Annotated in this window: 21 protein-coding genes and 1 riboswitch; of the genes, 17 read left to right on the forward strand and 4 right to left on the reverse strand. The window is 68.1% G+C overall.

Features of this window, described 5'->3' with window-relative positions; translation table 11 throughout:
• The first annotated feature begins 73 nt into the window (after positions 1–73).
• A complete protein-coding gene (locus tag E5P3_RS01645; RefSeq protein ID WP_162584403.1) occupies positions 74–952 on the forward strand; it encodes an SH3 domain-containing protein in 879 nt (292 codons plus the stop codon).
• A gap of 4 nt (positions 953–956) precedes the next feature.
• On the opposite strand, the gene E5P3_RS01650 is transcribed toward E5P3_RS01645, so the two are convergent.
• Positions 957–1,844: a LysR family transcriptional regulator gene (locus E5P3_RS01650; RefSeq protein ID WP_162584404.1), complete on the reverse strand. Its 888-nt coding sequence runs from the start codon at positions 1,842–1,844 to the stop codon at positions 957–959.
• A gap of 99 nt (positions 1,845–1,943) precedes the next feature.
• On the opposite strand from E5P3_RS01650, the gene E5P3_RS01655 reads away from it, so the two are divergent.
• The 6 genes from E5P3_RS01655 to E5P3_RS01680 all read left to right on the forward strand — a co-directional run bounded on the left by E5P3_RS01655 (position 1,944) and on the right by E5P3_RS01680 (position 9,211).
• Positions 1,944–2,381, forward strand: a complete 438-nt coding sequence (locus E5P3_RS01655; protein WP_162584405.1) for a PACE efflux transporter — start codon at positions 1,944–1,946, stop codon at positions 2,379–2,381.
• A gap of 8 nt (positions 2,382–2,389) precedes the next feature.
• Positions 2,390–2,484: riboswitch (S-adenosyl-L-homocysteine riboswitch) on the forward strand.
• A 58-nt stretch (positions 2,485–2,542) separates the two neighbouring features.
• Positions 2,543–5,257: a methionine synthase gene (gene metH / locus E5P3_RS01660; protein ID WP_162584406.1), complete on the forward strand. Its 2,715-nt coding sequence runs from the start codon at positions 2,543–2,545 to the stop codon at positions 5,255–5,257.
• 17 nt (positions 5,258–5,274) lie between these two features.
• The gene (locus tag E5P3_RS01665) at positions 5,275–7,044 is read left to right on the forward strand and encodes an ArnT family glycosyltransferase (RefSeq protein ID WP_162584407.1); all 1,770 of its coding nucleotides are present in this window, start codon (positions 5,275–5,277) and stop codon (positions 7,042–7,044) included.
• Complete coding sequence (locus E5P3_RS01670; protein WP_162584408.1) at positions 7,041–8,024, forward strand: glycosyltransferase family 2 protein; 984 nt, start codon at positions 7,041–7,043, stop codon at positions 8,022–8,024. The genes E5P3_RS01665 and E5P3_RS01670 overlap by 4 nt, the downstream gene beginning before the upstream one ends.
• Positions 8,025–8,026: 2 nt before the next feature.
• Positions 8,027–8,425: a GtrA family protein gene (locus E5P3_RS01675; RefSeq protein WP_162584409.1), complete on the forward strand. Its 399-nt coding sequence runs from the start codon at positions 8,027–8,029 to the stop codon at positions 8,423–8,425.
• 141 nt (positions 8,426–8,566) lie between these two features.
• Entirely contained in the window at positions 8,567–9,211 is a 645-nt protein-coding gene (locus E5P3_RS01680; RefSeq protein ID WP_269474001.1) for an FHA domain-containing protein, read from the forward strand.
• On the opposite strand, the gene E5P3_RS01685 is transcribed toward E5P3_RS01680, so the two are convergent.
• Genes E5P3_RS01685 through E5P3_RS01695 form a run of 3 tightly spaced genes read right to left on the reverse strand, consistent with a single transcriptional unit; the run spans position 9,208 to position 11,885 of the window.
• Positions 9,208–10,407 carry an amidohydrolase family protein gene (locus E5P3_RS01685; protein ID WP_162584411.1) on the reverse strand — a complete coding sequence of 400 codons (1,200 nt, stop codon included), beginning with the start codon at positions 10,405–10,407 and terminating at the stop codon, positions 9,208–9,210. The genes E5P3_RS01680 and E5P3_RS01685 overlap by 4 nt on opposite strands.
• Positions 10,353–11,111 carry a TetR family transcriptional regulator gene (locus E5P3_RS01690; RefSeq protein WP_162584412.1) on the reverse strand — a complete coding sequence of 253 codons (759 nt, stop codon included), beginning with the start codon at positions 11,109–11,111 and terminating at the stop codon, positions 10,353–10,355. Before E5P3_RS01690 ends, E5P3_RS01685 begins: the two co-directional genes overlap by 55 nt.
• On the reverse strand, positions 11,112–11,885 hold the full coding sequence (locus tag E5P3_RS01695; RefSeq protein ID WP_162584413.1) for a ferredoxin--NADP reductase: 774 nt from the start codon (positions 11,883–11,885) through the stop codon (positions 11,112–11,114).
• A gap of 276 nt (positions 11,886–12,161) precedes the next feature.
• Here E5P3_RS01695 and E5P3_RS01700 point away from each other — a divergent pair, with 276 nt between their 5' ends.
• The 10 genes from E5P3_RS01700 (at position 12,162) to pncA (ending at position 22,832) form a co-directional block, all read left to right on the forward strand.
• Positions 12,162–13,769: a 6-hydroxynicotinate reductase gene (locus E5P3_RS01700; protein WP_162584414.1), complete on the forward strand. Its 1,608-nt coding sequence runs from the start codon at positions 12,162–12,164 to the stop codon at positions 13,767–13,769.
• 6 nt (positions 13,770–13,775) lie between these two features.
• Positions 13,776–14,312, forward strand: coding sequence for a tetratricopeptide repeat protein (locus tag E5P3_RS01705; protein ID WP_162584415.1), 537 nt, complete (start codon positions 13,776–13,778; stop codon positions 14,310–14,312).
• Positions 14,309–15,232: a UPF0280 family protein gene (locus E5P3_RS01710; protein ID WP_162584416.1), complete on the forward strand. Its 924-nt coding sequence runs from the start codon at positions 14,309–14,311 to the stop codon at positions 15,230–15,232. The genes E5P3_RS01705 and E5P3_RS01710 overlap by 4 nt, the downstream gene beginning before the upstream one ends.
• Positions 15,233–15,253: 21 nt before the next feature.
• Positions 15,254–15,898, forward strand: coding sequence for an amino acid synthesis family protein (locus tag E5P3_RS01715; protein ID WP_162584417.1), 645 nt, complete (start codon positions 15,254–15,256; stop codon positions 15,896–15,898).
• Between the two features lie 39 nt (positions 15,899–15,937).
• Positions 15,938–16,522, forward strand: a complete 585-nt coding sequence (locus tag E5P3_RS01720) for an amino acid synthesis family protein (RefSeq protein WP_162584418.1) — start codon at positions 15,938–15,940, stop codon at positions 16,520–16,522.
• Between the two features lie 52 nt (positions 16,523–16,574).
• Positions 16,575–17,786 (forward strand): ABC transporter substrate-binding protein, encoded by a 1,212-nt coding sequence (locus E5P3_RS01725; RefSeq protein WP_162584419.1) that lies wholly within the window; start codon positions 16,575–16,577, stop codon positions 17,784–17,786.
• 16 nt (positions 17,787–17,802) lie between these two features.
• A complete protein-coding gene (locus E5P3_RS01730) occupies positions 17,803–19,719 on the forward strand; it encodes an ABC transporter permease (RefSeq protein WP_162584420.1) in 1,917 nt (638 codons plus the stop codon).
• 829 nt (positions 19,720–20,548) lie between these two features.
• Positions 20,549–21,352: an ABC transporter ATP-binding protein gene (locus E5P3_RS01735; RefSeq protein ID WP_162584421.1), complete on the forward strand. Its 804-nt coding sequence runs from the start codon at positions 20,549–20,551 to the stop codon at positions 21,350–21,352.
• A complete protein-coding gene (locus E5P3_RS01740; RefSeq protein WP_162584422.1) occupies positions 21,349–22,083 on the forward strand; it encodes an ABC transporter ATP-binding protein in 735 nt (244 codons plus the stop codon). Before E5P3_RS01735 ends, E5P3_RS01740 begins: the two co-directional genes overlap by 4 nt.
• Positions 22,084–22,106: 23 nt before the next feature.
• On the forward strand, positions 22,107–22,832 hold the full coding sequence (pncA, locus tag E5P3_RS01745) for a bifunctional nicotinamidase/pyrazinamidase (protein ID WP_162584423.1): 726 nt from the start codon (positions 22,107–22,109) through the stop codon (positions 22,830–22,832).
• The last annotated feature ends 6 nt before the right edge of the window (positions 22,833–22,838 follow it).

A 22,838-nucleotide genomic window follows, 5' to 3' on the forward strand; every position in this document is an offset into this window, starting at 1 on the left:
TTGGACGGTCAGGCCGTCGCCGAATGGCAATGCCGGGCACGCGGTCTGCCCTGAAGTTCATCAAGGAGGCACCATGAACAGCAAGCTCGCGCAACGCTGGATCGGCATCGGAATCCTCGCACTCGCGCTTCCGATCGCCGCGGCGGCCCAGGAGGCCGTCGCGCGCAACACCGTCAATCTTCGGGCGGGCCCTTCGGGCGACTACCCGGTCGTGGCCCGGCTGGGCCCCGGCCAGCCCTTCGAAGTGCTGGGCTGCATCAGCGGCTACAGCTGGTGCGACGTGGTACTGCCCGACGGCCTTCGGGGCTGGGTGTATTCAGGCGCCATCGACTACGTCTACGAGGACCGGCGCTTTCCCCTGGCCACCTACGGCGCGACCATCGGCGTGCCGATCATTGGCTTCACGATCGGCAATTACTGGGCTGACCACTATCGCGACCGGCCCTGGTACCGCGAGCCGCGCTGGTGGCACGGGCGGCCGCCGCCGCCGGTGGCCGGTTGGCGTCCAGTGCCGCCGCCGCGGCCGAACTGGCAGCCCCGGCCCTGGAATGACCGCGACTCGGGCTACCGGCCGCGCCCGGGACCAGGCTATCAGCCCCATCCCGACCCGGGTTTCCGGCCGCAGCCAGGCTGGCAGCCGCCGCCCGGGCAGCGCCCGCCGCCGGAGCACGGTTTCCGGCCGCCGCGGCCCGATCGTGACGTTCGTCCGCCGCAGCCCGGCCAGGACGTCCGTCCTCCGCGTGGCGATCCCGGCGTGCGGCCGCCCCAGCACGCCCAGCCGCCGGGCATTCAGCCGGGCGCTCGTCCGCCGCAGATGCACCCGGGCCAAGCCGCCGGTCGCCCGCAGGCGCCCGGTCCTGCACCGGGTCCGGCGCCGGCCATGCCTGGCGCGGATCTGCGGCAACGGCAGCTGGACCGGATCAACCGGCCGCCGTCGAACGATCGTCCTTAGTCCTTCAGTCCTTCTTGCGCGCGATCAGCGCCACGAAGCGCTGCGCGCCCAGCCCCAGCGGACGCTCGCGGGACCAGACCACGTCCACCCACAGGTCCAGCCCGTTCGAGAGGTTCTCGAAAGGGATCTCCACCAGCGCGCCGGCCGCCACGTGCGGCCGGGCGAAGTTGCGCGGCAGCCAGCCCCAGCCCAGGCCGGCGGTGATCAGGCTCAGCGCCGCCAGGGCGTTGTCGGTGCGCCAGACATGGCGCGCGAACTCGAAGCGCGGGTCACGGGTGGCTAGGTCGCGGCCCGCCACGACGATCTGCCGGGTGGTCCTCAGGTGGTCCTCGCGCAGCCGGCCGCCGGCGCCCGCCAGCACCGGGTGGCCGGGCGCGATCACGGCCACCATCATCTCGTTGGCCACCTCCTGGAAGGCCTCGCGGCCGTCCAGGCTCGGGCGCTCGAAGACCAGTGCCAGCTGGGCGCGGCCACTGTGCAGCAGCGCCAGCGCATCGTCCTGCGGCGCGGCCAGCACTTCGACCTCCAGCTGCGGATATTGCTGCGCGAGCGTGGCCAGCGCGCCGCTCCACGGCGCGGCGAGCAGCTCGGGCGCGATGGCGAGGGTGAGGCGGTTCTCCAGGCCCTGCGTGAGGGCCAGCGCCTGCACCTGAAGCTGCTGCAGCTGCGCCGCCAGCAAACGGGCCTGCGGCTCCAACGAGCGCGCGGCGGGCGTCGGCTGGGGCTCGCGCCCTTTGCGATCGAACAAGGCGAGGTTCAGCTCCGCCTCGAGGTTGGCGATCGCCATGCTGACCGCCGAGGGCACGCGGTGCAGCGCGCGCGCAGCGGCCGAGAACGAGCCGTGGTCGAGCACGGCGAGGAAAACCTCCACGTTGTCGCTGGTGAAACTCATCGGACTATCAGAAAATCTGAAAGAAGATGACTTTTTATATCAGCAATTGACACATAAAGTCGAGCCCGATCCAGCAGCACCACCAAAAGGAACGATTTCATGCAAGGGCTCAAGCGCCGCGTCGTCTACATCACGCTCTACGAGGGCATTGCCATCATTGTGGCCAGTGCGGGACTTGCACTGATGACGGGGCAGAGCGCCGGCCATTCGGGCGTCGCGGCGGTGCTGGCCTCGGCTATTGCGATCCTCTGGAACCTCACCTTCAACGCCCTGTTCGAGCGCTGGGAGTCGCGCCAGGTGACGCGTGGCCGCAGCCTGCGCCGCCGCATCGCCCACGCGATCGGCTTCGAAGGCGGGCTGGTGGCCTTCCTGGTGCCGGTCTTCGCCTGGTGGCTGGACGTGAGCCTGTGGCAGGCGCTGGTGATGGACCTGGGCCTGGTGGTGTTCTTCCTGGTCTACACCTTCGCCTTCAACTGGGCCTTCGACGGGATCTTCGGCCTGCCCGCCTCGGCGTCCGGGGCCGCGCAGCCGGCGTAAAATCGCCGGCTCCCAAGGAGCGTTGCAGCGCGGCCTCCCTTGACCAGGGCGCCGCGTCAGGCTTGGGCTTCCATTCGCTGGAGTGCAACGACGCTCGCCTGAACCCGTTCACAGGTGAGCCCATGTCTTCAGATTCCTCCTCTTCCGTCCAAGTCCCCCCGATGAAGCTGTCCGGCCTGGAGCCGGTGCAGATCGGCGCGGGCACGCTGTTTGTCAACATCGGCGAGCGCACCAACGTCACCGGCTCCAAGGCCTTCGCCCGCATGATCCTGAACGGCCAGTTCGAGGAGGCGCTGGCGGTGGCCCGCCAGCAGGTCGAGAACGGCGCCCAGGTGATCGACATCAACATGGACGAGGCCATGCTCGACAGCAAGGCGGCGATGGTGCGCTTCCTGAACCTGATCGCCAGCGAGCCCGACATCGCGCGCGTGCCGATCATGATCGACAGCTCCAAGTGGGAGGTGATCGAGGCGGGCCTGCGCTGCATCCAGGGCAAGGGCATCGTCAACTCGATCAGCATGAAGGAGGGCGTGGAGGGCTTCAAGCACCAGGCCACGCTGCTGCGCCGCTATGGCGCGGCCGCGGTGGTGATGGCCTTCGACGAGAAGGGCCAGGCCGACACCTACCAGCGCAAGATCGAGATCTGCGAGCGGGCGTACCGCATCCTGGTGGATGAAGTGGGCTTCCCGCCCGAGGACATCATCTTCGACCCCAACATCTTCGCGATTGCCACCGGCATCGAGGAGCACAACAACTACGCGGTCGACTTCATCGAGGCCACGCGCTGGATCAAGAAGAACCTGCCGGGCGCCAAGGTGTCGGGCGGCGTGTCGAACGTGAGCTTCAGCTTCCGCGGCAACGACCCGGTGCGCGAGGCCATCCACACGGTGTTCCTCTACCACGCGATCCAGGCGGGCATGGACATGGGCATCGTCAACGCCGGCATGGTCGGCGTGTACGACGACCTCGAGCCGTCCTTGCGCGAGCGCGTGGAAGACGTGGTGCTCAACCGCCGCCCCGACGCGGGCGAGCGCCTGGTCGAAGTGGCCGAGAGCGCCAAGAGCGGCGCCAAGGACGACAGCAAGAAGCTCGAGTGGCGGGGCACGCCGGAGCAGCCGGTGTCGGTCAACCAGCGCTTGTCGCATGCGCTGGTGCACGGCATCACGGACTTCATCGTCGAGGACACCGAGGAGGCCTACCGCGCCATCCTGGCCAAGGGCGGCCGCCCGCTGCACGTGATCGAGGGCCCCCTGATGGACGGCATGAACGTGGTCGGCGACCTGTTCGGCGCCGGCAAGATGTTCCTGCCTCAGGTGGTGAAGTCGGCGCGCGTGATGAAGCAGGCGGTGGCCCACCTGATTCCCTACATCGAGGAAGAGAAGCGCCAGGACGAGGCCGCCGGCCGCGACGTGCGCACCAAGGGCAAGATCGTCATCGCTACCGTGAAGGGCGACGTGCACGACATCGGCAAGAACATCGTCACCGTCGTGCTCCAGTGCAACAACTTCGAGGTGGTGAACATGGGTGTGATGGTCCCCTGCCACGAGATCCTGGCGCGCGCCAAGGTCGAGGGCGCGGACATCGTGGGCCTGTCGGGCCTGATCACGCCCAGCCTGGAGGAAATGCAGTACGTCGCCGGCGAGATGCAGAAGGACGAGCATTTCCGCATCCGCAAGATCCCGTTGCTGATCGGCGGCGCCACCACCAGCCGCGTGCACACGGCGGTGAAGATCGCGCCGCACTACGAGGGGCCGGTGGTCTACGTGCCCGACGCCTCGCGCAGCGTGAGCGTGGCGCAGTCGCTGCTCTCGGAGCAGGCTACAGCCTACATCGACGAGCTCAACGCCGACTACGACAAGGTGCGGCACCTGCATGCCAACAAGAAGCAGGTGCCGCTGTGGCCGCTGGCCAAGGCGCGCGCCAACAAGACGCCGATCGACTGGAAGGGCTACGTGCCGCCGGTGCCGAAGTTCACCGGCCGGCGCATGTTCCGCAACTTCGACCTGAGCGAGCTCGCGAAGTACATCGACTGGGGGCCTTTCTTCCAGACCTGGGACCTGGCCGGGCCCTTCCCTGCGATCCTCAAGGACGAGGTGGTGGGCAGCGAAGCGGTGCGCGTCTTCGGCGACGGGCAGCGCATGCTCAAGCGCCTGATAGAGGGCCGCTGGCTCACCGCCAACGGCGTGATCGGTTTCTGGCCCGCCAACGCGGTGAACGACGACGACATCGCGCTCTACACCGACGAGACGCGCACCCAGGCCGCGCTCACCTGGTACGGCCTGCGCCAGCAAACCGAGAAGCAGGCGATCGAGGGGGTGATGCGCCCCAGCCGCTGCCTGGCCGACTTCGTGGCGCCGCGCGAGAGCGGCGTGGCCGACTATGTGGGCATGTTTGCCGTCACGGCGGGCATCGGCGTCGAGAAGAAGGAGAAGTTCTTCCTCGACGACCTCGACGACTACTCGGCCATCATGCTCAAGGCCCTGGCCGACCGGCTGGCCGAGGCCTTCGCCGAGGCGCTGCACCACCGCGTGCGCACCGACCTCTGGGGCTACGCGCCCGACGAGGCCCTGAGCAACGAGGCGATGATTGCCGAAAAGTACCGCGGCATCCGCCCGGCGCCCGGTTATCCGGCCTGCCCCGACCACAGCGTGAAGCGGCCGATGTTCGAGCTGCTGCAGTGCCAGGACATCGGCATGACGCTGACCGAAAGCCTGGCCATGATGCCCGCCGCCAGCGTCAGCGGCTTCTACCTGAGCCATCCCGAGGCCACCTACTTCAACGTCGGCAAGATCGGGCGCGACCAGTTGCAGGACCAGGCCGCGCGGCGCCGTGAGAGCGAAGCAGACCTGGAGCGGCTGCTGGCGCCCAATCTCTGATGCTTGTCGAGAAACTGATGTTCGCAGCCGCCCACTACGCGGCGCTGGCGATCTTCGTCGCCGCCTGCTGGGGCTTCGGCCGGGCGCTGTTCGTGCGCCTGGGTGCGCCGGTGCACCGCGACTTCTGGCTCGAGATGGCCATGGCCACGGCGCTCGGCGTCGGCATCTTCATCTGCGTGTTCCAGGCGCTCGGCATCGCGGGGCTGCTCAATGTCCCCGGCGTGCTGCTGCCGGTCGCGATCGGTTTCGCCGCGGCCTGCGTGCAGTTCCCCGCGTGGCTGCGGCAGGCGCGCGCCCTGGAGCCCGGGCCGTCCCTCACGTGGGTCGAGAAGGCGGGCCTGGCCGCGCTGGCGCTGGTCGCGCTGCCAACGCTGGTGGCACCGCTGGCGCCGCCGGCGGCCTTCGACGAGCTGATGTACCACCTGCCCTATGCGCGCCAGGTGGCGCAGAGCGGCACGCTGGGCATCCACGAGTGGCTGCGCTACCCCTGGTTCCCGTACAACTACAACCTGCTTTACGCCGGCGCGCTGCTGGTCGGCGACGACGCGCTGCCGCACTTCATGAACGGACTGGCGGGCTGGCTGTCGGTGTGGATGGTCTACCGCCTGGGCGTTCAGCACCTCAACCGGGTGCTGGCCTGCGCGGCCGCCGGCATCTGGCTCGGCATCGGCGACTACTCGAACGCGCTGATCGACATGGGCGTCGCGCTGTTCGTGCTGTCCGCGTGGATCGCCCTCTGGTGGTGGAACGAGTCGCACGCGGCGCAGCCGGCGCAGGGTGCGCGCTGGCTGGCCCTGGCGGCCTTCTTCCTGGGCTTGGCGGCCGGCTCGAAGTACCAAGCCCTGACCTTCCTGCCGCTGGCCGCGTGGTTCGTGGTCCGGCGCGAGCGGCGGCCCGACGTCTGGGCGGTGGGGCTCGTGTGCTTCCTGCTGCCCTGCGTCTACTGGTACGCGCGCAATGCCGTCATGACCGGCGACCCCTTCAACCCGATCGGCGCCAAGCTGTTCGGCTTCAGCAACTGGAACCTGGCCGACTACAAGAACCAGGTCGACGACGTGCACGCCCATGCGGCGCTGCCGAACTTCCTGATCTGGCCGGTGGTGCTCGCGCCCTTCAGCCTGGCGTGGCGGCGTTCGCCGGCGGTGCACGCGGCGATCGTGTTCTGCGCCTACTCGCTGCTCGTGTGGGCGCTGACGTCGCGCTACCCACGCTACATGACTGCCTCCTTCCCGCTGCTCGCGCTGGTCGCGGTGCTGGGGTGGCAGGTGCTGCTGGGATGGGTCGCGGCGGGGCTGCGCAGGCTGCTGCCGGCGACCGGCCGTGCCGGCTGGCCGGTGCGTGCGGGTGGCATCGCGGCCGGCCTGTTTCTCGCCGTGCTGGCGGCCGTGTCGTTGCGGCACACCGCGCGCGAGCTGGCCAAGGTGTCGCCCACGCCCGCGGCCAGGGAGGCCTTCCTGCGGGCCAACGTGCCGGGCTATGCCGTGATGAACCACGTGCGCGAGCAGGTCTCCGGCCGCGTTTACCAGATCGCACTGAGTGAGGCCATCTACTACGGGCCCAACCCGGTCTGGGGCGATACGCTCGGCCCGTGGCGCTATGCGGATTTCCCGCTGCTGCCGGCGGCCGAGGCTGCGCGCAGGTTCGCCGGGCTGGGCTTCGAAGCCATCGTGATGCCCGACGCGGTAGCGCGCACCTTGGCCGGCCACGAGGATTTCAACCGCTACTTCGCCCTGATGTACGAGCAAGACGGCGCCAAGGCGTACCGTATCCTGCCCCCCGCACCATGACCGAAGCTCCTGCCTCCAACACCCCGTGGCCCGCGCTGCGCATCGCCGCGGTGATCCCCTGCTACAACGAGGCGCTCGCCATCGCGCAGGTGGTGGACGAGTTCCGGGCCGTGCTGCCCGAGATCGAGATCCATGTGTTCGACAACGCCTCCACCGACGGCACCGCGGCCGTCGCGCGGGCGGCCGGTGCCCAGGTGACGCATGTGGCCCTGCGCGGCAAAGGCAATGTCGCCCGCCGCATGTTCGCGGACGTGGAGGCCGACATCTACGTCATGGTGGACGGCGATGCCACCTACGACCTGGGCGGGCTGCGCCACCTGGTCGACACGCTGGTGGAAGGCAACCTCGACATGGTGGTCGGCTCGCGCGTCGACGACGGCGAGGACACCCACACCTACCGCACCGGCCACCGCTTCGGCAACCGGCTCCTCACCGGCGCGGTGGCGGCACTTTTCGGCGGCCGGCTGACCGACATGCTCTCCGGCCTGCGGGTGTTCTCCAGGCGCTATGCCAAGTCCTTCCCCGCGGTGTCGGAAGGCTTCGAGATCGAGACCGAGCTCACCGTCCACGCGCTGGAGCTGCGCATGCCCTTCGCCGAGCTGCCAGTGCGCTACCGCTCGCGGCCCGAGGGCTCGCACAGCAAGCTGTCCACCTACCGCGACGGCTGGCGCATCCTCAAGACCATCTGCAAGCTGTTCGTGAGCGAGAGGCCGCTGCTGTTCTTCTCCGGCATCGCGACCGTGCTTGCGCTGGGCTCGATCGCGGCGGCCGTGCCCCTGGCCTTGACCTACCTCGCCACCGGCCTGGTCCCGCGCCTGCCCACCGCGGTGCTGCTGACCGGCACCATGCTGACCGCGATGCTGGCCTTCGTCTGCGGCATCGTGCTGCATGCCGTGACCATGGGCCGCCGGGAGGCCAAGCGCCTGCGCTACCTCGCCATTCCGGGAGTGCTGCAACGCGCACCCGTCGAGCGGCACTGACGATGAAGGCGGGACGTGAGTTCCTGTTGTTCGCGCTCGCCGGCGTGATCGGTCTCGGCGTCGACGTGGGCGTGCTGTACCTGGCGGCGCCGCTGCTGGGCTGGTACGCGGCGCGCGTGCTGTCCTTTCTCGCGGCCGCGACCGCCACCTGGGCGTTGAACCGGCGCTACGCCTTCGGCGCACGCCATTCGGATGCGTCCCTGGCGCGCGAATACCTCGGCTACCTGCTGACCATGCTCGGCGGCGCGGTGGTGAACTACGGTGTGTACGTGGTCGTGCTGCATGCATTCAGCGGGGTCTGGGTGCCGGCGCTCGGCGTGGCGCTGGGCAGCTGCGCGGGGCTGGCGCTGAACTTCTTCGCCGCGCGCCAGCTGATCTTCAAGTCGCGGCGCGGGCACTGAAAGCGGCGGCGCGCCTCGCAGCGGCATGTAACAGCCGTTGCTGCAAAAGTTAGAGAAAAGTACTATCCACTCGGTCCATTCAAGGGCGAAGGGTCGAATTGCCGATCATTCAAGGGAGAGAAGGTGCCGACTCTGCTTGTCATGCAAGGTGCTCGCGCCGTGCGAAGCATCCGGATTCCCGAAGGGGAGGTCCGGATCGGGCGGTGGGACGGCAACGAGGTCGTTCTCCCCAGCCGGATGGTCAGCCGGATCCACGCGCTCCTGAGCTGCCGCGGCGGTTCCGCGGCAATCAAGGATGCGCGCAGCACCAATGGGACCTTCGTCAACGGGGAGCGCATCGACGCCATGCCCGTCCTGGACGGCGACCGGCTGCTACTGGCCGACGTCGAGCTCCTGTTCTGCCGCATGGACGATCCGGCCGCGGAACTCGCGCAGGCCAGGCCGGCGCCAGGCCCAGATGCGCAGGCCACGATCCCCGGGTTGTTGGTCGCCACCGCATCGCCGAGGGCCCATGAGCTTACGTCGCCGGCGCCGCGGCCCCGGCGCGCCGAGTCCGTCGGAGACGGCGTCGCCTTCACCCTCCCGATGCGCGGACGCGACGTGTCGGCGCTGATCACCTACGACGCCCTGGCCTCGCACTTTGGCGCTTACGCCTTCGGGGAAGACGGCGGCAGCCGCGCGGTCGATGCCTACGAGGCCAACCATCTCGCCATCCATGTGGCGGCGACCTACCGGTACCAGCAGCTTCCGCAGGAGCCGGTCGTCCTGCGGGCGAGGGATTTCTAGTGCGCGCCTGACACGACCACCGGAATCTCCGTGGCCGGCGGCGTATTGCGGCTGCGCCCGCAGCGCACGATGCCGTCGATCACCACCATGCCGACACCGGGAATGTCGCCCAGCTGCACGCTTTCGAGCAGCGTCTTGCCGGCCGTGTGCTGGGCCCGGTCCATGAAGACGAAGTCGGCCGCGCGCCCGGGCTCGATCAGCCCGCAGTTCAGCTTGCGGATGCGCGCCGTGTTGCCGGTCGCGAAGCAGAACACCAGCTCCGCCGGGATGTTTGCCAGCGCGGACAGCATCGCGACCATGCGCAGGATGCCCAGCGGCTGCACGCCCGAGCCGGCCGGCCCGTCGGTGCCCAGGATGATGCGGTGCGGGCACTTCAGGTCAAGCGCGGCCTTGGCCGCGGCGATGGCCACGCGCTCGTTGCCGTTGTGGACGATCTCGATGGCGCGCGAGGACTTCTCGCACAGCTCGCACACGTGGGCCTCGGGCAGCGAGGTGTGGCCGCCGTTGATGTGGCCGATGACATCGGCGTCGGCCTCCAGCACCACGTCCTTGTCGATCAGGCCCGAGCCCGGGATCGAGGGCCCGCCGGTATGGATGGTGCTCTGGATGCCGTACTTGCGCGCCCAGGCCACCATCTCCTTGGCCTCGTAGCCGGCCTTCACCGAGCCCAGGCCCACTTCGCCGAGCAGCCCGACGCCGGCCTCGGCCATCTCCTTGAAATCGCTCTCGACCATGCCTTTCTCGAGCACCGGCGCGCCCGCCAGCACCTTGACGCCGCCGGGGCGGAAGTTGTCGAAGGCGCGCTGCGCGGTGATGGCCAGGGCCTTCACGCCGACGATGTCCTTCGGGCGGCCGGGCAGGTGCACCTCGCCGGCGGAGATCATGGTGGTGACGCCGCCGTTCATCGTGGAATCGATCCAGCCCAGCTGACTCTGGCGCGGCGTCCAGTCGCCGAAGACGGGGTGCACGTGGCTGTCGATCAGGCCGGGCGCGACGCAGGTCTTCTTCGCGTCGATGACGATCTGCGCGCCTTCGGTATCGCAGTCCTTCTCCTTGCCGACAGCGACGATCAGGCCGTCGTTCACGACGATGGTGTCCGCCTCCAGGATGGGGCGGTCGAGGTCGCCCGAGAGCAGAAGACCTATGTTCCGGATGACGACCTTGCCCGACTTTGCGCCAGTTGCGACTTCTGCCATTTCTTGTCCTCGTGGGGTGGTGGTGTTTCTTCCTCGGGAGCGCCCGCATCGACCGTGCGCAGCACCGTCTCGATCACGAAGTCTTCCCAGTGCGCGACCGCCTCCGGCGTCTCCAGCGGCTCGCCGAGGAAGGCGGTCAGCGTGTGGCGGTTGGAGGTGTAGAAGTAGCCGGTGGAGGCGATCAGCAGGTAGAGGTCGCGGGCCGACACGCCATCGCGGAACAGGCCCTGCGCCACGCCGCTTTCGAGCAGTTCCTGGATGATCGCGATCGCCCGCGACGAATACTCGCGCGCGCGCAGCGACTTCGCGATATGCCTGCCCTTGTGCAGGTTCTCGGTGTTCAGCAGGGTCACGAACTCGGGGTTCTTGCGGTAGTAGCCGAGCACGAATCGGATCACCGCCGCCAGTGCCTCCACCGGCCGGCTTGCATCCAGGTGAAGCGCGGCCTCGGCATCGTCCATGCGGCGGTAGATGCTCTCCAGCACCGCGATGAACAGCCCTTCCTTGCTGCCGAAGTAGTAGTAGATCATCCGGTCGTACGAGTTGGCGGCCTTCGAGATCTTCTCGACACTGCCGCCGTCGTAGCCGTACTTGGCGAACACCTTGGTCGCCGCGCGCAGGATGCTGTCGCGCGTGGCCTGCGCGGCGGCCTCGCGCACGCCGGTGCGGCGCGTAGCCGGCTTGGGTGCGCGGGCCGCTGCCATCTACTTTTCAGCGAAGGCGCGTTCGATGACGAAGTCGCCCGGGGTCGACGTGTTGCCTTCCTTGAAGCCGCGGCCTTCGAGGATGTGCTTCAGGTCGACCAGCAGGCCGGGGCTGCCGCATAGCATCACGCGGTCCTCGGCGGCATTCAGCGGCGGCAGGCCGAGGTCGTCCGTCAGCTTGTTGGTCGCGATCAGGTCGGTGATGCGGCCCATGTTGCGGAATTCCTCGCGCGTGACCGTCGGGTAGTACAGCAGCTGCTTCTCGACCATCTCGCCCAGGAACTCGTGCTTGGGCAGGTGGTCGGTCACCAGGTCGTGATAGGCCAGCTCGTCGATCTGGCGAACGCCGTGCACCAGGACGACCTGTTCGTACTTCTCGTACGTCTCCGGGTCGCGGATGATGCTCATGAACGGTGCGAGGCCCGTGCCCGTGCCGAAGAGATAAAGCCGCTTGCCCGGCAGGGTGTAGTCGATCAGCAGCGTGCCGGTGGGCTTGCGGCCCACGATGATGGTGTCGCCCACCTGGATGTGCTGCAGTCTGGAGGTGAGCGGACCTTCCTCGACCTTGATACTGAGGAACTCCAGATGCTCCTCGTAGTTCGGGCTCACGATGCTGTAGGCGCGCAGCAGGGGCTTGTTGTTGACCTTCAGGCCGATCATGGTGAAGTGGCCGTTCGAGAAGCGCAGCGCCGGATCGCGGGTGGTGGTGAAGGTGAACAGTCGGTCGGTCCAGTGATGGACGCTCAACACACGTTCTTCGCTGAATGCACTCATAGGAATCAGGAATGTTTGTGGACGAAAAAACGCGCACGGATCGGGTGCGCGGTGACGCGGAGCCGAACACCGTCAGTCTGCCGCAACCCTCCGATTGTCGGCGACACCTGAGAAAACACCATTGCAAGCATCGGGTCTGTTTGCTACATTGACTTCATGTAGTGATCACAACATGAATTTGTAGTGAATGCTACACAAAGAGAAGTTCCAGCACAAGAGAGCCCTCCGGCACTTTTGTTGCACCCCCGCCGCCACGATTTCCACGAGAAGCCCGCGATGACCGAACACACCAAGACAGACGGATTGCCCGGCATGGACCTGCCGCTGCCGCCGGAGGCCACGGGCCGCTCGCCCCTGCGCAACGAGCGCATGAGTGCGGCCAAGGTCGAATGCAACGCCTGCCCCGTGCTGTGCCAGATCTCCGAGGGCCGCACCGGCGCCTGCGACCGCTATGCCAACCGCGATGGCGTGCTGGTACGCGTCGACCCGGTGCTGCTGCTGCGCCGCCAGCTGGCCAGCGAATCGCCGGCGCTGGTGCCGTTCGCGCGCCCCGCTGCCGAGCCGGCGGCACCCGGCGCCGAGCCCGACTGGAGCGGCGATCTCCTCCACGCCGACCAGGTCTTCGTGACAGGCGTGGGCTCCTCCACCACCTACCCCGACTACAAGCCCGCGCCCTTCATCGTGGCCTCCAAGGCCCAGGGCGTGGACATGGTGACGGTGGTGACCGAGGGCATCTTCAGCTACTGCAGCTTCAAGGTGAAGATCGACACCGACCGCTTCCTCGGCGCCGAGCAGGCCAATGTGCGCTACCGCGGCGAGGTGGTGGGCCATGTCACCACCGCCGAGTACGGCTCGCAGATGCTCTCGCTCGGCGGTGTGCACCACCTCACCGGCGGCAGCAAGAAGGAAGGCCGGATGACGGCCGAGGTGATGCAGCTCCTGGGCAACAAGAAGGCGGTCGAATGCGTGATCGACGGCGGGGCCAGCATGTTGATCCAGGCCGGCCGCGCGCCGATCGTCAACGGCGTCGAGGAACAGCGCATGCGCGTGGGCTGCGGCTCGGCCGCGATCGGCATCTTCGCGCGCCAGCTCTTCGGCCAGGCCGACGAGGTGGTGGTGGTCGACGACCACATCACCGGCGTGCTCACCGAGCACCAGGCCGGGCGCTGCCTCGACATGGTGCCCTCGGGCATCCAGATGCGCGGACGCAAGTCCACGCCCGGGCGCTATTTCCAGGTGGCCAATCCGGGCAACGGCTGGGGCGGCACCGACATCGACGACCCGCTCTCGATCATCGAGGGCTGGGAGGAGGGCGTGGCCAAGCCGGGCCTGCGCCTGCTGATGACATCCACCACCGGCGAGCATGCGCAGTGGTACGTGCTGGACGACGAGCTCAAGCCAGTCGAGCAGCAGATGCCCGCCGAGGTGCGCCGCGTCGTCGAGCGCATCGGCGAGAACTGCGAGCCCTCGCTGTGCAGCGTGCTCTTCCTCGGTGGCGCCGGCGGGTCCCTGCGCGCCGGCGTGACCGAGAACCCGGTGCTGCTCACCCGTGCCATCAAGCGCGCGCTGGTCAACGTGACCTGCGGCGGCGCGCCGGCCTATGTGTGGCCGGGCGGCGGCATCACGGTGATGGCCGATGTGCTGCGCATGCCCGACAACAGCTTCGGCACCGTGCCCACGCCGGCCATCGTGGCGCCCATCGAGTTCAGCATGCGGCGCGAGGACTACGCGGCGCTCGGCGGCCACATGGAGCATGTGTTCTCGCTCGAGCAGGCGCTGGCGCGCGGCGCGTGGCAGAACGACGGCGCACCGCTGGCGCGCCAATGGCGTCGCATGGACGATGCCAACCCGTGGCCGCTCGGCCATCCGCCGATGCTGGGTTGAGGCGCCATGTTGACCCCCTGGCTGCTCCCGTGCCTTGCCTTGGCCCTCGCCCTGGCGCTGACGGCATGCGCGAACACGGCGCCGCCGCAGCAGGGCGGTGGTGCCTCGTCCTCACGCGGAGTGCAGCTCAACAACCGGGGCCATGCGCTGGCGGGCCAGGGGCAGCATGCCGAGGCCGTGGTCTTGTACCGCGAGGCCCTGCCCATGCTGCCCGCCGATGGGGCGAGCGCCGCCAACCGCGCCGCCACGCTCAACAATCTCGGGGCATCGCTGGCGACGCTCGGCGCGCTGGCGGAGGCACACCAGGCATTTTCCGAGGCGCTGCAGATCCGCGAGCGCCTGTTCGGCCCGCTGGCAGCGCCGACGCTGCTGTCGCGCCACAACCTCGGCGTGGTGCTGGGCCGGCTCGGCCAGGCACAGCCTGCCTGCGAGCAGGCACGCCAGGCCTGGCGCGGCCGCGTGCAGACGCTGGGCGCCGGACATCCCGATACGCTGGCGAGCCGCGCGAGCGTGCAATCGCTGGCCGGCTGCGCACTCGCATGAATGGCGCACAACGTCAGCCGATCGGCGGCGGCCGATGGCACCTGAACCACGGCCCGATCGACATCGTGGCCGAGGCGCATGGCAACGAGGTCGAGGTCGCCGTCGCGCACGAGCTCGCATGGCGGCGCTTCGGCACAGTGCTCGACGAACTGGTGGCCGAACTGCGCCTGCTGCGCCAGCCCGTGGGCGAGGCATGCGCGCTGCAGGGCCCGATCGCACGCCGCATGTGGGAGGCTTGCGCGCCATTCCGCGCCGGCTTCATCACGCCGATGGCCGCGGTGGCGGGTGCCGTCGCCCAGGAGCTCGTGGCCTGCTATCAGCGCGAAGGCATCGAGCGCGCCTGGATCAACAACGGCGGCGACATCGCGTTGCACCTCGTGCCCGGCCAGTCTGCGCGCGTCGGGCTCTTCGCTGACCTGGCGCGCTTCGACATTCGCGAATGCGGGCTGCTCACCACCGACGGCCAGTTCGAGCTGCGCGCCGAGACGCCCGTGCGCGGCGTCGCCACCAGCGGCTGGCGCGGGCGCAGCTTCTCGCGGGGCATCGCCGACAGCGTGACCGTGCTCGCGGCGACGGCGGCGCAGGCCGATGCGGCCGCCACGGTGATCGCCAATGCGGTCGATGTGGAAGACGCGGGGATCCATCGCCGCCCCGCCAGCGAATGCAAGGACGACAGCGACCTCGGCGACATTCCGGTCACGGTGGATGTCGAGGCACTCGCGCCCGCGCAGGTGCAGCGCGCACTGGAGGCGGGCGCGGCCCGTGCCGCCGAACTGCAGCGTGCGGGGCTGATCGGCTCCGCCATGCTCGTTTGCCAGGGGCAGTGGCGGCTGGTGGAGCCCTTAAGCTCGCAGGCATCCGGCATGTTCGCGCTCGGGAATTCACCGCAGGCCGCTGCAGTTGGTTCAGTATTTGCTTAACGAAAAGCAGGATTTGTTTTCATGATCGATATACGCCGTGTCTTCACTCAGGTCGAGTACATCCACCACGAATTCGGCCCGCGCGCCGCGACGCCGCTGGTGCGCGGCGCCATCGGCGCGGTACTGACCAATCCCTTCGCCGGCCGTTACGAGCCCGACATCCTGCCGATGATGGCCCTGCTCGATCCGGTGGGCGTGGACATGGCGCACCGCCTGCACGGCGCGATGGACGTCCCGCTCGATCGCATCGCGACCTACGGCAAGGGCGCCATCGTCGGCGCCGCCGGAGAGCTCGAGCATGGCGCGCTGTGGCATGTGCCGGGCGGCTACGCGATGCGCGAGCTGCTGGGCTGGAAGGGCGACCGCGCGGCCTACGCCGCCGGCACCGTGGACGAGAAGAAGACCGGCCAGCCGGGCAACGCGCTGTCGATCGTGCCTTCGACCAAGAAGGTGGGGCCGCCCGGCGCGACCCTGGACGTGCCGCTCACGAACATCAATGCCAGCTACGTGCGTGGCCAGTTCGATGCGATCGAGGTCCGCGTGCCGGGTGCGCCCGCTGCCGACGAGATCGTCTTCATCCTCGCGATGAGCACGGGCTACCGCGTGCACGAGCGTGTCGGCGGCCTTCGCGCCGAGAACATCGCCAAGTGGGATGGACTGCGCTGAGGCGCACCGCCCTTCACCCAGAGACAAAAGGAAAGAACCATGAGCGCCAACATCCGCAAGCTCGTCGTGCAGATCGACGAAACCCGCAAGGAAATGGGAAAGACGATCGAGCCGCCCACGCGTCGCGCCGTCGCCATCGCGGTGATCGAGAACCCGTACGCGGGCCGCTACAGCGAATCGCTCGACGAGCTGATCGCGATCGGGGAGGAGCTCGGCGCGCTGCTGGGCCAGAAGGCCGTCAAGGCGCTGGGCATCGAGCCCGGCCAGGCGCAGAGCTACGGCAAGGCTGCGATCGTCGGCGAGAGCGGCGAGCCGGAGCATGCGGCGGCGATCCTGCACCCCAAGCTCGGCGCGCCTTTGCGCGTGGCGGTGGAGAAGGGCGCGGCGCTGGTGCCTTCGGCGAAAAAGCGCGGCACCCTCGGCACCGCCATCGACGTGCCGCTGGGCCACAAGGACGCGGCCTTTGTTCGCAGCCATTTCGACGCGGTCGAGGCACGCGTGTCCGATGCACCGCGCGCCAACGAGATCGTGGTCGCGGTCGCCGTGACCGACAGCGGCCGTCCGCTGCCGCGCATCGGCGGGCTGCAGGTCTCCGAGATCAAGGGTGAGGATGGGCTCCGCTGAGCCTCACTGCCACCTGTCACATCCCATCAACCATTCCAACGAGGAGTTCTCCATGACCATGCGTTTCGCGTTCAGCGCGGTGTCGATTGCCGCTCTCACCCTCGCACTGATTCCCGCCGCGCAAGCGCAGGGCGTGATCAAGATCGGCGAGATCAACAGCTACAAGGCCCAGCCTGCCTTCCTCGAGCCCTACAAGAAGGGCATGGAGCTGGCGGTCGACGAGATCAACGCCGCGGGCGGAGTCAACGGCAAGAAGATCGAGCTCATCACGCGCGACGACAACGCCAATCCCGGCGACGCGGTGCGCGTGGCCGAGGAGCTGGTCTCGCGCGAGAAGGTCGACATGCTCGCGGGCACCTTCCTGTCGAACACCGGCCTGGCGGTCACCGATTTCGCCAAGCAGAAGAAGTTCTTCTTCCTGGCCGGCGAGCCGCTCACCGACAAGATCACCTGGCAGGGCGGCAACCAGTACACCTTCCGCCTGCGCCCCGGCACCTACATGCAGGCCGCGATGCTGGTGCCCGAGGCCGCCAAGCTCAAGAAGAAGCGCTGGGCGGTGGTCTACCCCAATTACGAGTACGGCCAGTCGGCCGTGGCGGCCTTCAAGAACCTGATGAAGGCGGCGCAACCCGACGTGGAGTTCGTGGCCGAGCAGGCCACGCCGCTCGGCAAGGTCGACGCTGGTAGCGTGGTGCAGGCGTTGGCCGACGCCAAGCCCGACGCGATCTTCAACGTGCTCTTCGGCGCCGACCTCTCGAAGTTCGTGCGCGAGGGCAACACGCGCGGCCTGTTCAAGGACCGCGAGGTGGTCAGCGTGCTGACCGGCGAGCCCGAGTACATGGACCCGCTGAAGGACGAGGCGCCCAACGGCTGGATCGTGACCGGCTATCCGTGGTACGGCATCACCACGCCCGAGCACAAGAAGTTCGAGCAGGCCTACCAGGCCAAGTTCAAGGACTACCCGCGCCTGGGCTCGGTGGTGGGCTACAGCATGATCAAGTCGGCCGCCGCGGGCATTGCCAAGGCCAAAAGCACCGACACCGACAAGCTGGTCGCGGCCTTCAAGGGCCTGCAGGTCGACACGCCCTTCGGCAAGATCAGCTACCGCCCGGAAGACCACCAGTCGACCATGGGCGCGTTCGTGGGCCGCACCAAGAACGAGGGCGGCAAGGGCGTGATGGTCAACTACGTGTACCTCGATGGCGCCGACCCCAAGTACCAGCCGCCGGTCGAAGAGCTGAAGAAGTCCCGCGCCAACGACTGAGCCGGAGCGACGAGTCATGAGTTTTTCAGGTTTCATCGTCCAGCTGCTCAACGGGCTGGCGAGCGCATCCTCGCTGTTCCTGGTGGCGGCGGGGTTGTCGCTGATCTTCGGCGTCACGCGGATCGTGAATTTCGCGCATGGCTCGTTCTTCATGGTGGGCATCTACATCGCCTACACGCTGGTCGAGCGGCTGGGTACCGGCTTCGGCTTCTGGCCCTCGCTGGTGTTGGCGGCCCTGGCCGTGGGCGTGCTCGGCGCGTTGATCGAAGTGGTGCTGCTGCGCCGCATCTACAAGGCACCCGAGCTCTTCCAGCTGCTGGCGACCTTCGCGCTGGTGCTGGTGATCAAGGATGCGGTGCTGTGGCTCTGGGGCCCGGACGAGCTGCTGGGTCCGCGTGCGCCCGGACTCTCCGGCTCGGTGACGCTCCTCGGGCGCCAGTTCCCGTCCTATGACCTGTTCCTGATCGTGGTCGGCCCGGTGGTGCTGGGCCTGGTGTGGATGCTGCTCACGCGCACCCGCTTCGGCACCCTGGTGCGTGCCGCCACGCAGGACCGCGAGATGGTCAGCGCGCTGGGCGTCAACCAGGCCTGGCTCTTCACTGCCGTGTTCGCGCTCGGCGCGATGCTCGCGGGCCTGGGCGGCGCGCTGCAGCTGCCGCGCGAGCCCGCCACGCTGGAGATGGACCTCAACACCATCGGCGCCGCCTTCGTGGTGGTGGTGGTGGGCGGCATGGGGTCGATCCCGGGCGCCTACGCCGCCGCGCTGCTGATCGCCGAGATCAAGGCGATCTGCATCTGGCTGGGCGTGGTCGATGTCTTCGGCCTCAGCGTCTCCTTCTCCAAGCTCACGCTGGTGGTGGACTTCCTCGTGATGGCCGCGGTGCTGGTGTGGCGCCCTTGGGGGCTGTTCGGCCGGCCGCAGGCGCCCAGCCGCTACGTGGGCATGCAGGAGGAGCCGTTGCGCCGCCCGAGCAAGACCTACCTGGTGGCCGCCGCCATCTTCGGCCTGGTGCTGGCAGCCTTGCCGGTCTTCACGGCCGACTCGCCGTACACGATGGTGTTGATGATCGACCTGATGATCGCCGCGCTCTTCGCCACCAGCCTGCACTTCATCATGGGCCCGGCCGGCATGCACTCCTTCGGGCACGCGGCCTACTTCGGGCTCGGCGCGTACGGCGCCGCGCTGCTGGTGCGGGCGAGCGGCATGCCGATGGAGCTGGCGCTCGTCGTCGCGCCACTGGCGGCTGCGGCCGGCGCCTTCGTCTACGGCTGGTTCGCGGTGCGGCTGTCGGGCGTGTACCTGGCGATGCTGACCCTGGCCTTCGCGCAGATCACCTGGGCCATCACCTACCAGTGGGACAGCTTCACCGGCGGGAGCAACGGGCTCACGGGTGTGTGGCCGGCGGAGTGGCTTTCGGACAAGCGCGTGTACTACTGGCTCACGCTCGCGCTCGTGGCCCTCGGCGTGCTGTGGCTGCGCCGCGTCCTGTTCTCGCCCTTCGGCTATGCGCTGCGCGCGGGTCGCGACTCGACGCTGCGCGCGGACGCGATCGGCATCGACGTCAAGCGCATGCAGTGGGCGGCCTTCGTGATCGCGGGCACGGCGGCGGGGCTGGCCGGGGCGCTCTATGCGTTCTCCAAGGGCAGCATCTCGCCGGAGTCGCTGAGCGTGGGCAAGTCGGTGGATGGGCTGGTAATGGTGCTGCTGGGCGGCATCCAGACGCTCGCGGGGCCGGTCGTGGGGGCCGTCACCTTCACCTGGCTGCATGACACGGTGGCGCGCAATACCGACTACTGGCGGGCGATGCTGGGGGGGATCATCCTGCTGCTGGTTCTGCTGTTCCCGCAGGGGATCGCTGGGTTTGCGAAGCAGCTCTTCGATCGGAAGCGGCATGCGAAGGATTCCGGGGAGCTGAAGGAGGCGAAGGCATGATTGCCTCGGGCTTCGATTTGGGTTGGGGTAAGGGCGTCCGTTCGTTTGATTTCATGCGTTGCGCTTGTTCCGAGGCCGGAGCCGGGAGTTCGCCCCGGCGGGCGAGTCACTTTCTTTGTCTCGCCAAAGAAAGTAACCAAAGAAAGGCGACCCCACTGCGCGCGTCCCTCCGCTTCGCTGCGGGCAACCTGCGGTGCTCGCTTCAGGCGGGGTCCGCGCAAACTCGCTTCGCTCAAACACGCGCGGCCCTTGATTCGCCTGAAGCTGCGCTCCTCGGCACGCGCAGAGGGGATATGGGACGGGCCATTGCTTCGCTCGGCCACCGGCGGCCTCGCTACGCGAAGCCTGGAACAGGACATGCGGATGCGCTCGAACGTGAGCACGAGCACGAGCACGAGCACGAGCACGAGCGCATGCATCTGCATGTGCGTGTGCGCGAGAGACAACGTGAGCAAGGGCCCGGAGCTCACGCCAACCTGCACCCCACACAAGGACGCGCCATGGCGCGTTGGACTCCAAGTCCCCTCTGCGCGTGCCGAGGAGCGGAGCTTTTCGCGGAAAAAGGGCCGCGCGTGTTTGAGCCGAAGGCGAGTTTGCGCGGCCCCCGCGAAAAGCGAGCACCGCAGGTTGCCCGTAGCGAAGCGGAGGGTCACGCGCAGTGGGGTCGCCTTTCTTTGGTTACTTTCTTTGGCGAGACAAAGAAAGTGACTCGCCCGCCGGGGCGAAATCCCGGCTCCTGCCTCAACCCAACAGCAACGCCGAAACAAGCAAACGAGCGCCCCCACCTCACCCCTCCCCCACAGGGGAAGGGAGAAGGACCAAGACCCCAATGAGCCTCCTCAAAGTCCAAGACCTAGGCAAGTCCTTCGGCGGCGTCAAGGCCGTCGACGGCATCAGCTTCGACCTCGCCCCCGGCGAACTGCTGGCGCTCATCGGCCCCAACGGCGCCGGCAAGTCGACCACCTTCAACATGGTCAACGGCCAGCTCAAGGCCGACCGCGGTTCGATCCTGCTCAATGGCGAAGAGCTGGTCGGCCGCAAGCCGCGCGAGATCTGGCGCATGGGCGTGGGCCGCACCTTCCAGATCGCCGAGACATTCGCCTCGCTCACCGTGGTGGAGAACGTGCAGATGGCCCTGCTCTCGCACGATCACAAGCTGTTCTCCACCTGGCGCCGCGCCGCCGACCACAAGCGCGAGGAGGCGCTGGTGCTGCTCGACCAGGTCGGCATGAAGGCGCAGGCCGACCGGCCCTGCAGCGTGCTCGCCTATGGCGACGTCAAGCGCGTCGAGCTCGCGATCGCGATGGCCAACTCGCCCAAGCTGCTGCTGATGGACGAACCCACCGCCGGCATGGCGCCCAAGGAGCGCAACTCGTTGATGGCCCTGACCAAGCAGCTGGTGATCGACCGCGGCATGGCCGTGCTCTTCACCGAGCACAGCATGGACGTGGTCTTCGCGTACGCCGACCGCATGATCGTGCTGGCGCGCGGCCGCCTCATCGCGCAGGGCAAGCCGCTCGAGATCCGCGACCATCCGAAGGTGCAGGAGGTGTACTTCGGCAGCGGCAAGACCTTCGAGAAGATTGCCGAGAAGGCAGCGGCGGTGAACGCCGCGGTAGGAGAAGCCGCATGAGCTCCCACGAACAACTGCTCGAAGCCAAGGCCCTGTGCGCCTGGTACGGCGCGGCGCAGATCCTCTATGACGTCGATCTCGAAGTGCGGCGCGGCGAAGTGGTGGCGCTGATGGGCCGCAATGGCGCCGGCAAGTCCACCACGCTCAAGGCGCTGATCGGCATGCTGGGCAAGCGCCGCGGCGCGGTGCGCTTCCTGGGCCATGACATCTCGAAGAGCGAGCCGCACCACGCGGCCAAGCTGGGCCTGGGCTTCGTGCCCGAAGACCGGCGCGTGTTCACCGACCTCACGGTGATGGAGAACCTCGAAGTCGGCAAGCAGGCTCCGCGCCGCTGGTCCGACGGCAGCGATGCGCCGCTGTGGACGCCCGAGCGCCTGTTCAAGCTCTTTCCCAACCTTGGCGAGATGCCGAACCGCCCGGGCGGGCGCATGAGCGGCGGCGAACAGCAGATGCTGACCGTGGCGCGCACGCTGATGGGCAACCCCTACCTGGTGCTGCTCGACGAGCCCTCCGAAGGCGTGGCGCCGGTGATCGTCGAGCAGATGGCCAACATGATCCTCGAGCTCAAGGCGCAGGGCGTGAGCATCCTGCTGTCGGAGCAGAACATGCACTTCGCCGAGCTGGTCTCCGACCGCGCCTACGTGCTGGAGAAGGGGCAGATCCGCTACCAGGCCCCGATGGCCGATCTCGCGACCAACGAGGAAGTGCGTCGGGCGTACCTGTCCGTCTGATTTTTTGTCGAGGAGCGAACACCATGCATGACACGTACCGCAGAGCCTTTCTCCAGTCCGCCGCCGCCCTGAGCCTCACCGGCCTTTCGATGCCGCTGTTCGCGGCTGCGAAGATCAAGCCCTCCGACAGGTCGGCGCTGATCGTGGTCGACGTGCAGAACTGCTTCGTCGACGGCGGCACGCTGCCCGTGAAGGGTGGCGCGGACGTGGTGCCCGTGATCAACAAGCTCTCCACCGCCTTCGAGAACATCGTGCTCACGCAGGACTGGCACACCCAGGGCCACGCCTCCTTCGCGAGCGCGCATGCGGGGCAGAAGCCCTTCAGCAGCATCAAGCTCGGCTATGGCAACCAGGTGCTGTGGCCCGACCACTGCGTGCAGGGCACGGAAGACGCAGCCCTGCACAAGGACCTGAAGCTGCCGAGCGCGCAGCTGATCATCCGCAAGGGCTACCACAAGGGCGTCGACAGCTACTCGGCCTTCGAGGAGGCCGACCGCAAGACGCCCACGGGACTGGCCGGCTATCTCAAGCAGCGCGGCATCAAGACCGTGTTCGTCACCGGACTGGCGACCGACTTCTGCGTGGCCTGGACTGCGCTCGATGCGCGCAAGGCCGGTTTCGAAGCCTACGTGATCGAGGACGCGACCCGGGCCATCGACCTGAACGGCTCGCTCGCCAAGGCCTGGAAGGAGATGCAGGCCAAGGGGGTCAAGCGCATCCAGTCCGGCGACATCGAGATCAGTGCCTGAAGGACC

The sequence above is a fragment of the Variovorax sp. RA8 genome (assembly GCF_901827175.1).
Lineage (GTDB): Bacteria > Pseudomonadota > Gammaproteobacteria > Burkholderiales > Burkholderiaceae_C > Variovorax.

Coding starts and splice junctions, on each gene's coding strand:
- E5P3_RS01680 (WP_269474001.1), top strand. CDS start 8,567: ATGCAAGGTGCTCGCGCCGTGCGAAGCATCCGGATTCCCGAAGGGGAG.
- E5P3_RS01720 (WP_162584418.1), top strand. CDS start 15,938: ATGAGCGCCAACATCCGCAAGCTCGTCGTGCAGATCGACGAAACCCGC.
- E5P3_RS01645 (WP_162584403.1), top strand. CDS start 74: ATGAACAGCAAGCTCGCGCAACGCTGGATCGGCATCGGAATCCTCGCA.
- E5P3_RS01710 (WP_162584416.1), top strand. CDS start 14,309: ATGAATGGCGCACAACGTCAGCCGATCGGCGGCGGCCGATGGCACCTG.
- E5P3_RS01685 (WP_162584411.1), bottom strand. CDS start 10,407: ATGGCAGAAGTCGCAACTGGCGCAAAGTCGGGCAAGGTCGTCATCCGG.
- E5P3_RS01715 (WP_162584417.1), top strand. CDS start 15,254: ATGATCGATATACGCCGTGTCTTCACTCAGGTCGAGTACATCCACCAC.
- E5P3_RS01725 (WP_162584419.1), top strand. CDS start 16,575: ATGACCATGCGTTTCGCGTTCAGCGCGGTGTCGATTGCCGCTCTCACC.
- E5P3_RS01735 (WP_162584421.1), top strand. CDS start 20,549: ATGAGCCTCCTCAAAGTCCAAGACCTAGGCAAGTCCTTCGGCGGCGTC.
- E5P3_RS01700 (WP_162584414.1), top strand. CDS start 12,162: ATGACCGAACACACCAAGACAGACGGATTGCCCGGCATGGACCTGCCG.
- E5P3_RS01730 (WP_162584420.1), top strand. CDS start 17,803: ATGAGTTTTTCAGGTTTCATCGTCCAGCTGCTCAACGGGCTGGCGAGC.
- E5P3_RS01740 (WP_162584422.1), top strand. CDS start 21,349: ATGAGCTCCCACGAACAACTGCTCGAAGCCAAGGCCCTGTGCGCCTGG.
- E5P3_RS01665 (WP_162584407.1), top strand. CDS start 5,275: ATGTTCGCAGCCGCCCACTACGCGGCGCTGGCGATCTTCGTCGCCGCC.
- E5P3_RS01670 (WP_162584408.1), top strand. CDS start 7,041: ATGACCGAAGCTCCTGCCTCCAACACCCCGTGGCCCGCGCTGCGCATC.
- E5P3_RS01655 (WP_162584405.1), top strand. CDS start 1,944: ATGCAAGGGCTCAAGCGCCGCGTCGTCTACATCACGCTCTACGAGGGC.
- E5P3_RS01705 (WP_162584415.1), top strand. CDS start 13,776: ATGTTGACCCCCTGGCTGCTCCCGTGCCTTGCCTTGGCCCTCGCCCTG.
- E5P3_RS01650 (WP_162584404.1), bottom strand. CDS start 1,844: ATGAGTTTCACCAGCGACAACGTGGAGGTTTTCCTCGCCGTGCTCGAC.
- pncA (WP_162584423.1), top strand. CDS start 22,107: ATGCATGACACGTACCGCAGAGCCTTTCTCCAGTCCGCCGCCGCCCTG.
- E5P3_RS01690 (WP_162584412.1), bottom strand. CDS start 11,111: ATGGCAGCGGCCCGCGCACCCAAGCCGGCTACGCGCCGCACCGGCGTG.
- E5P3_RS01695 (WP_162584413.1), bottom strand. CDS start 11,885: ATGAGTGCATTCAGCGAAGAACGTGTGTTGAGCGTCCATCACTGGACC.
- metH (WP_162584406.1), top strand. CDS start 2,543: ATGAAGCTGTCCGGCCTGGAGCCGGTGCAGATCGGCGCGGGCACGCTG.
- E5P3_RS01675 (WP_162584409.1), top strand. CDS start 8,027: ATGAAGGCGGGACGTGAGTTCCTGTTGTTCGCGCTCGCCGGCGTGATC.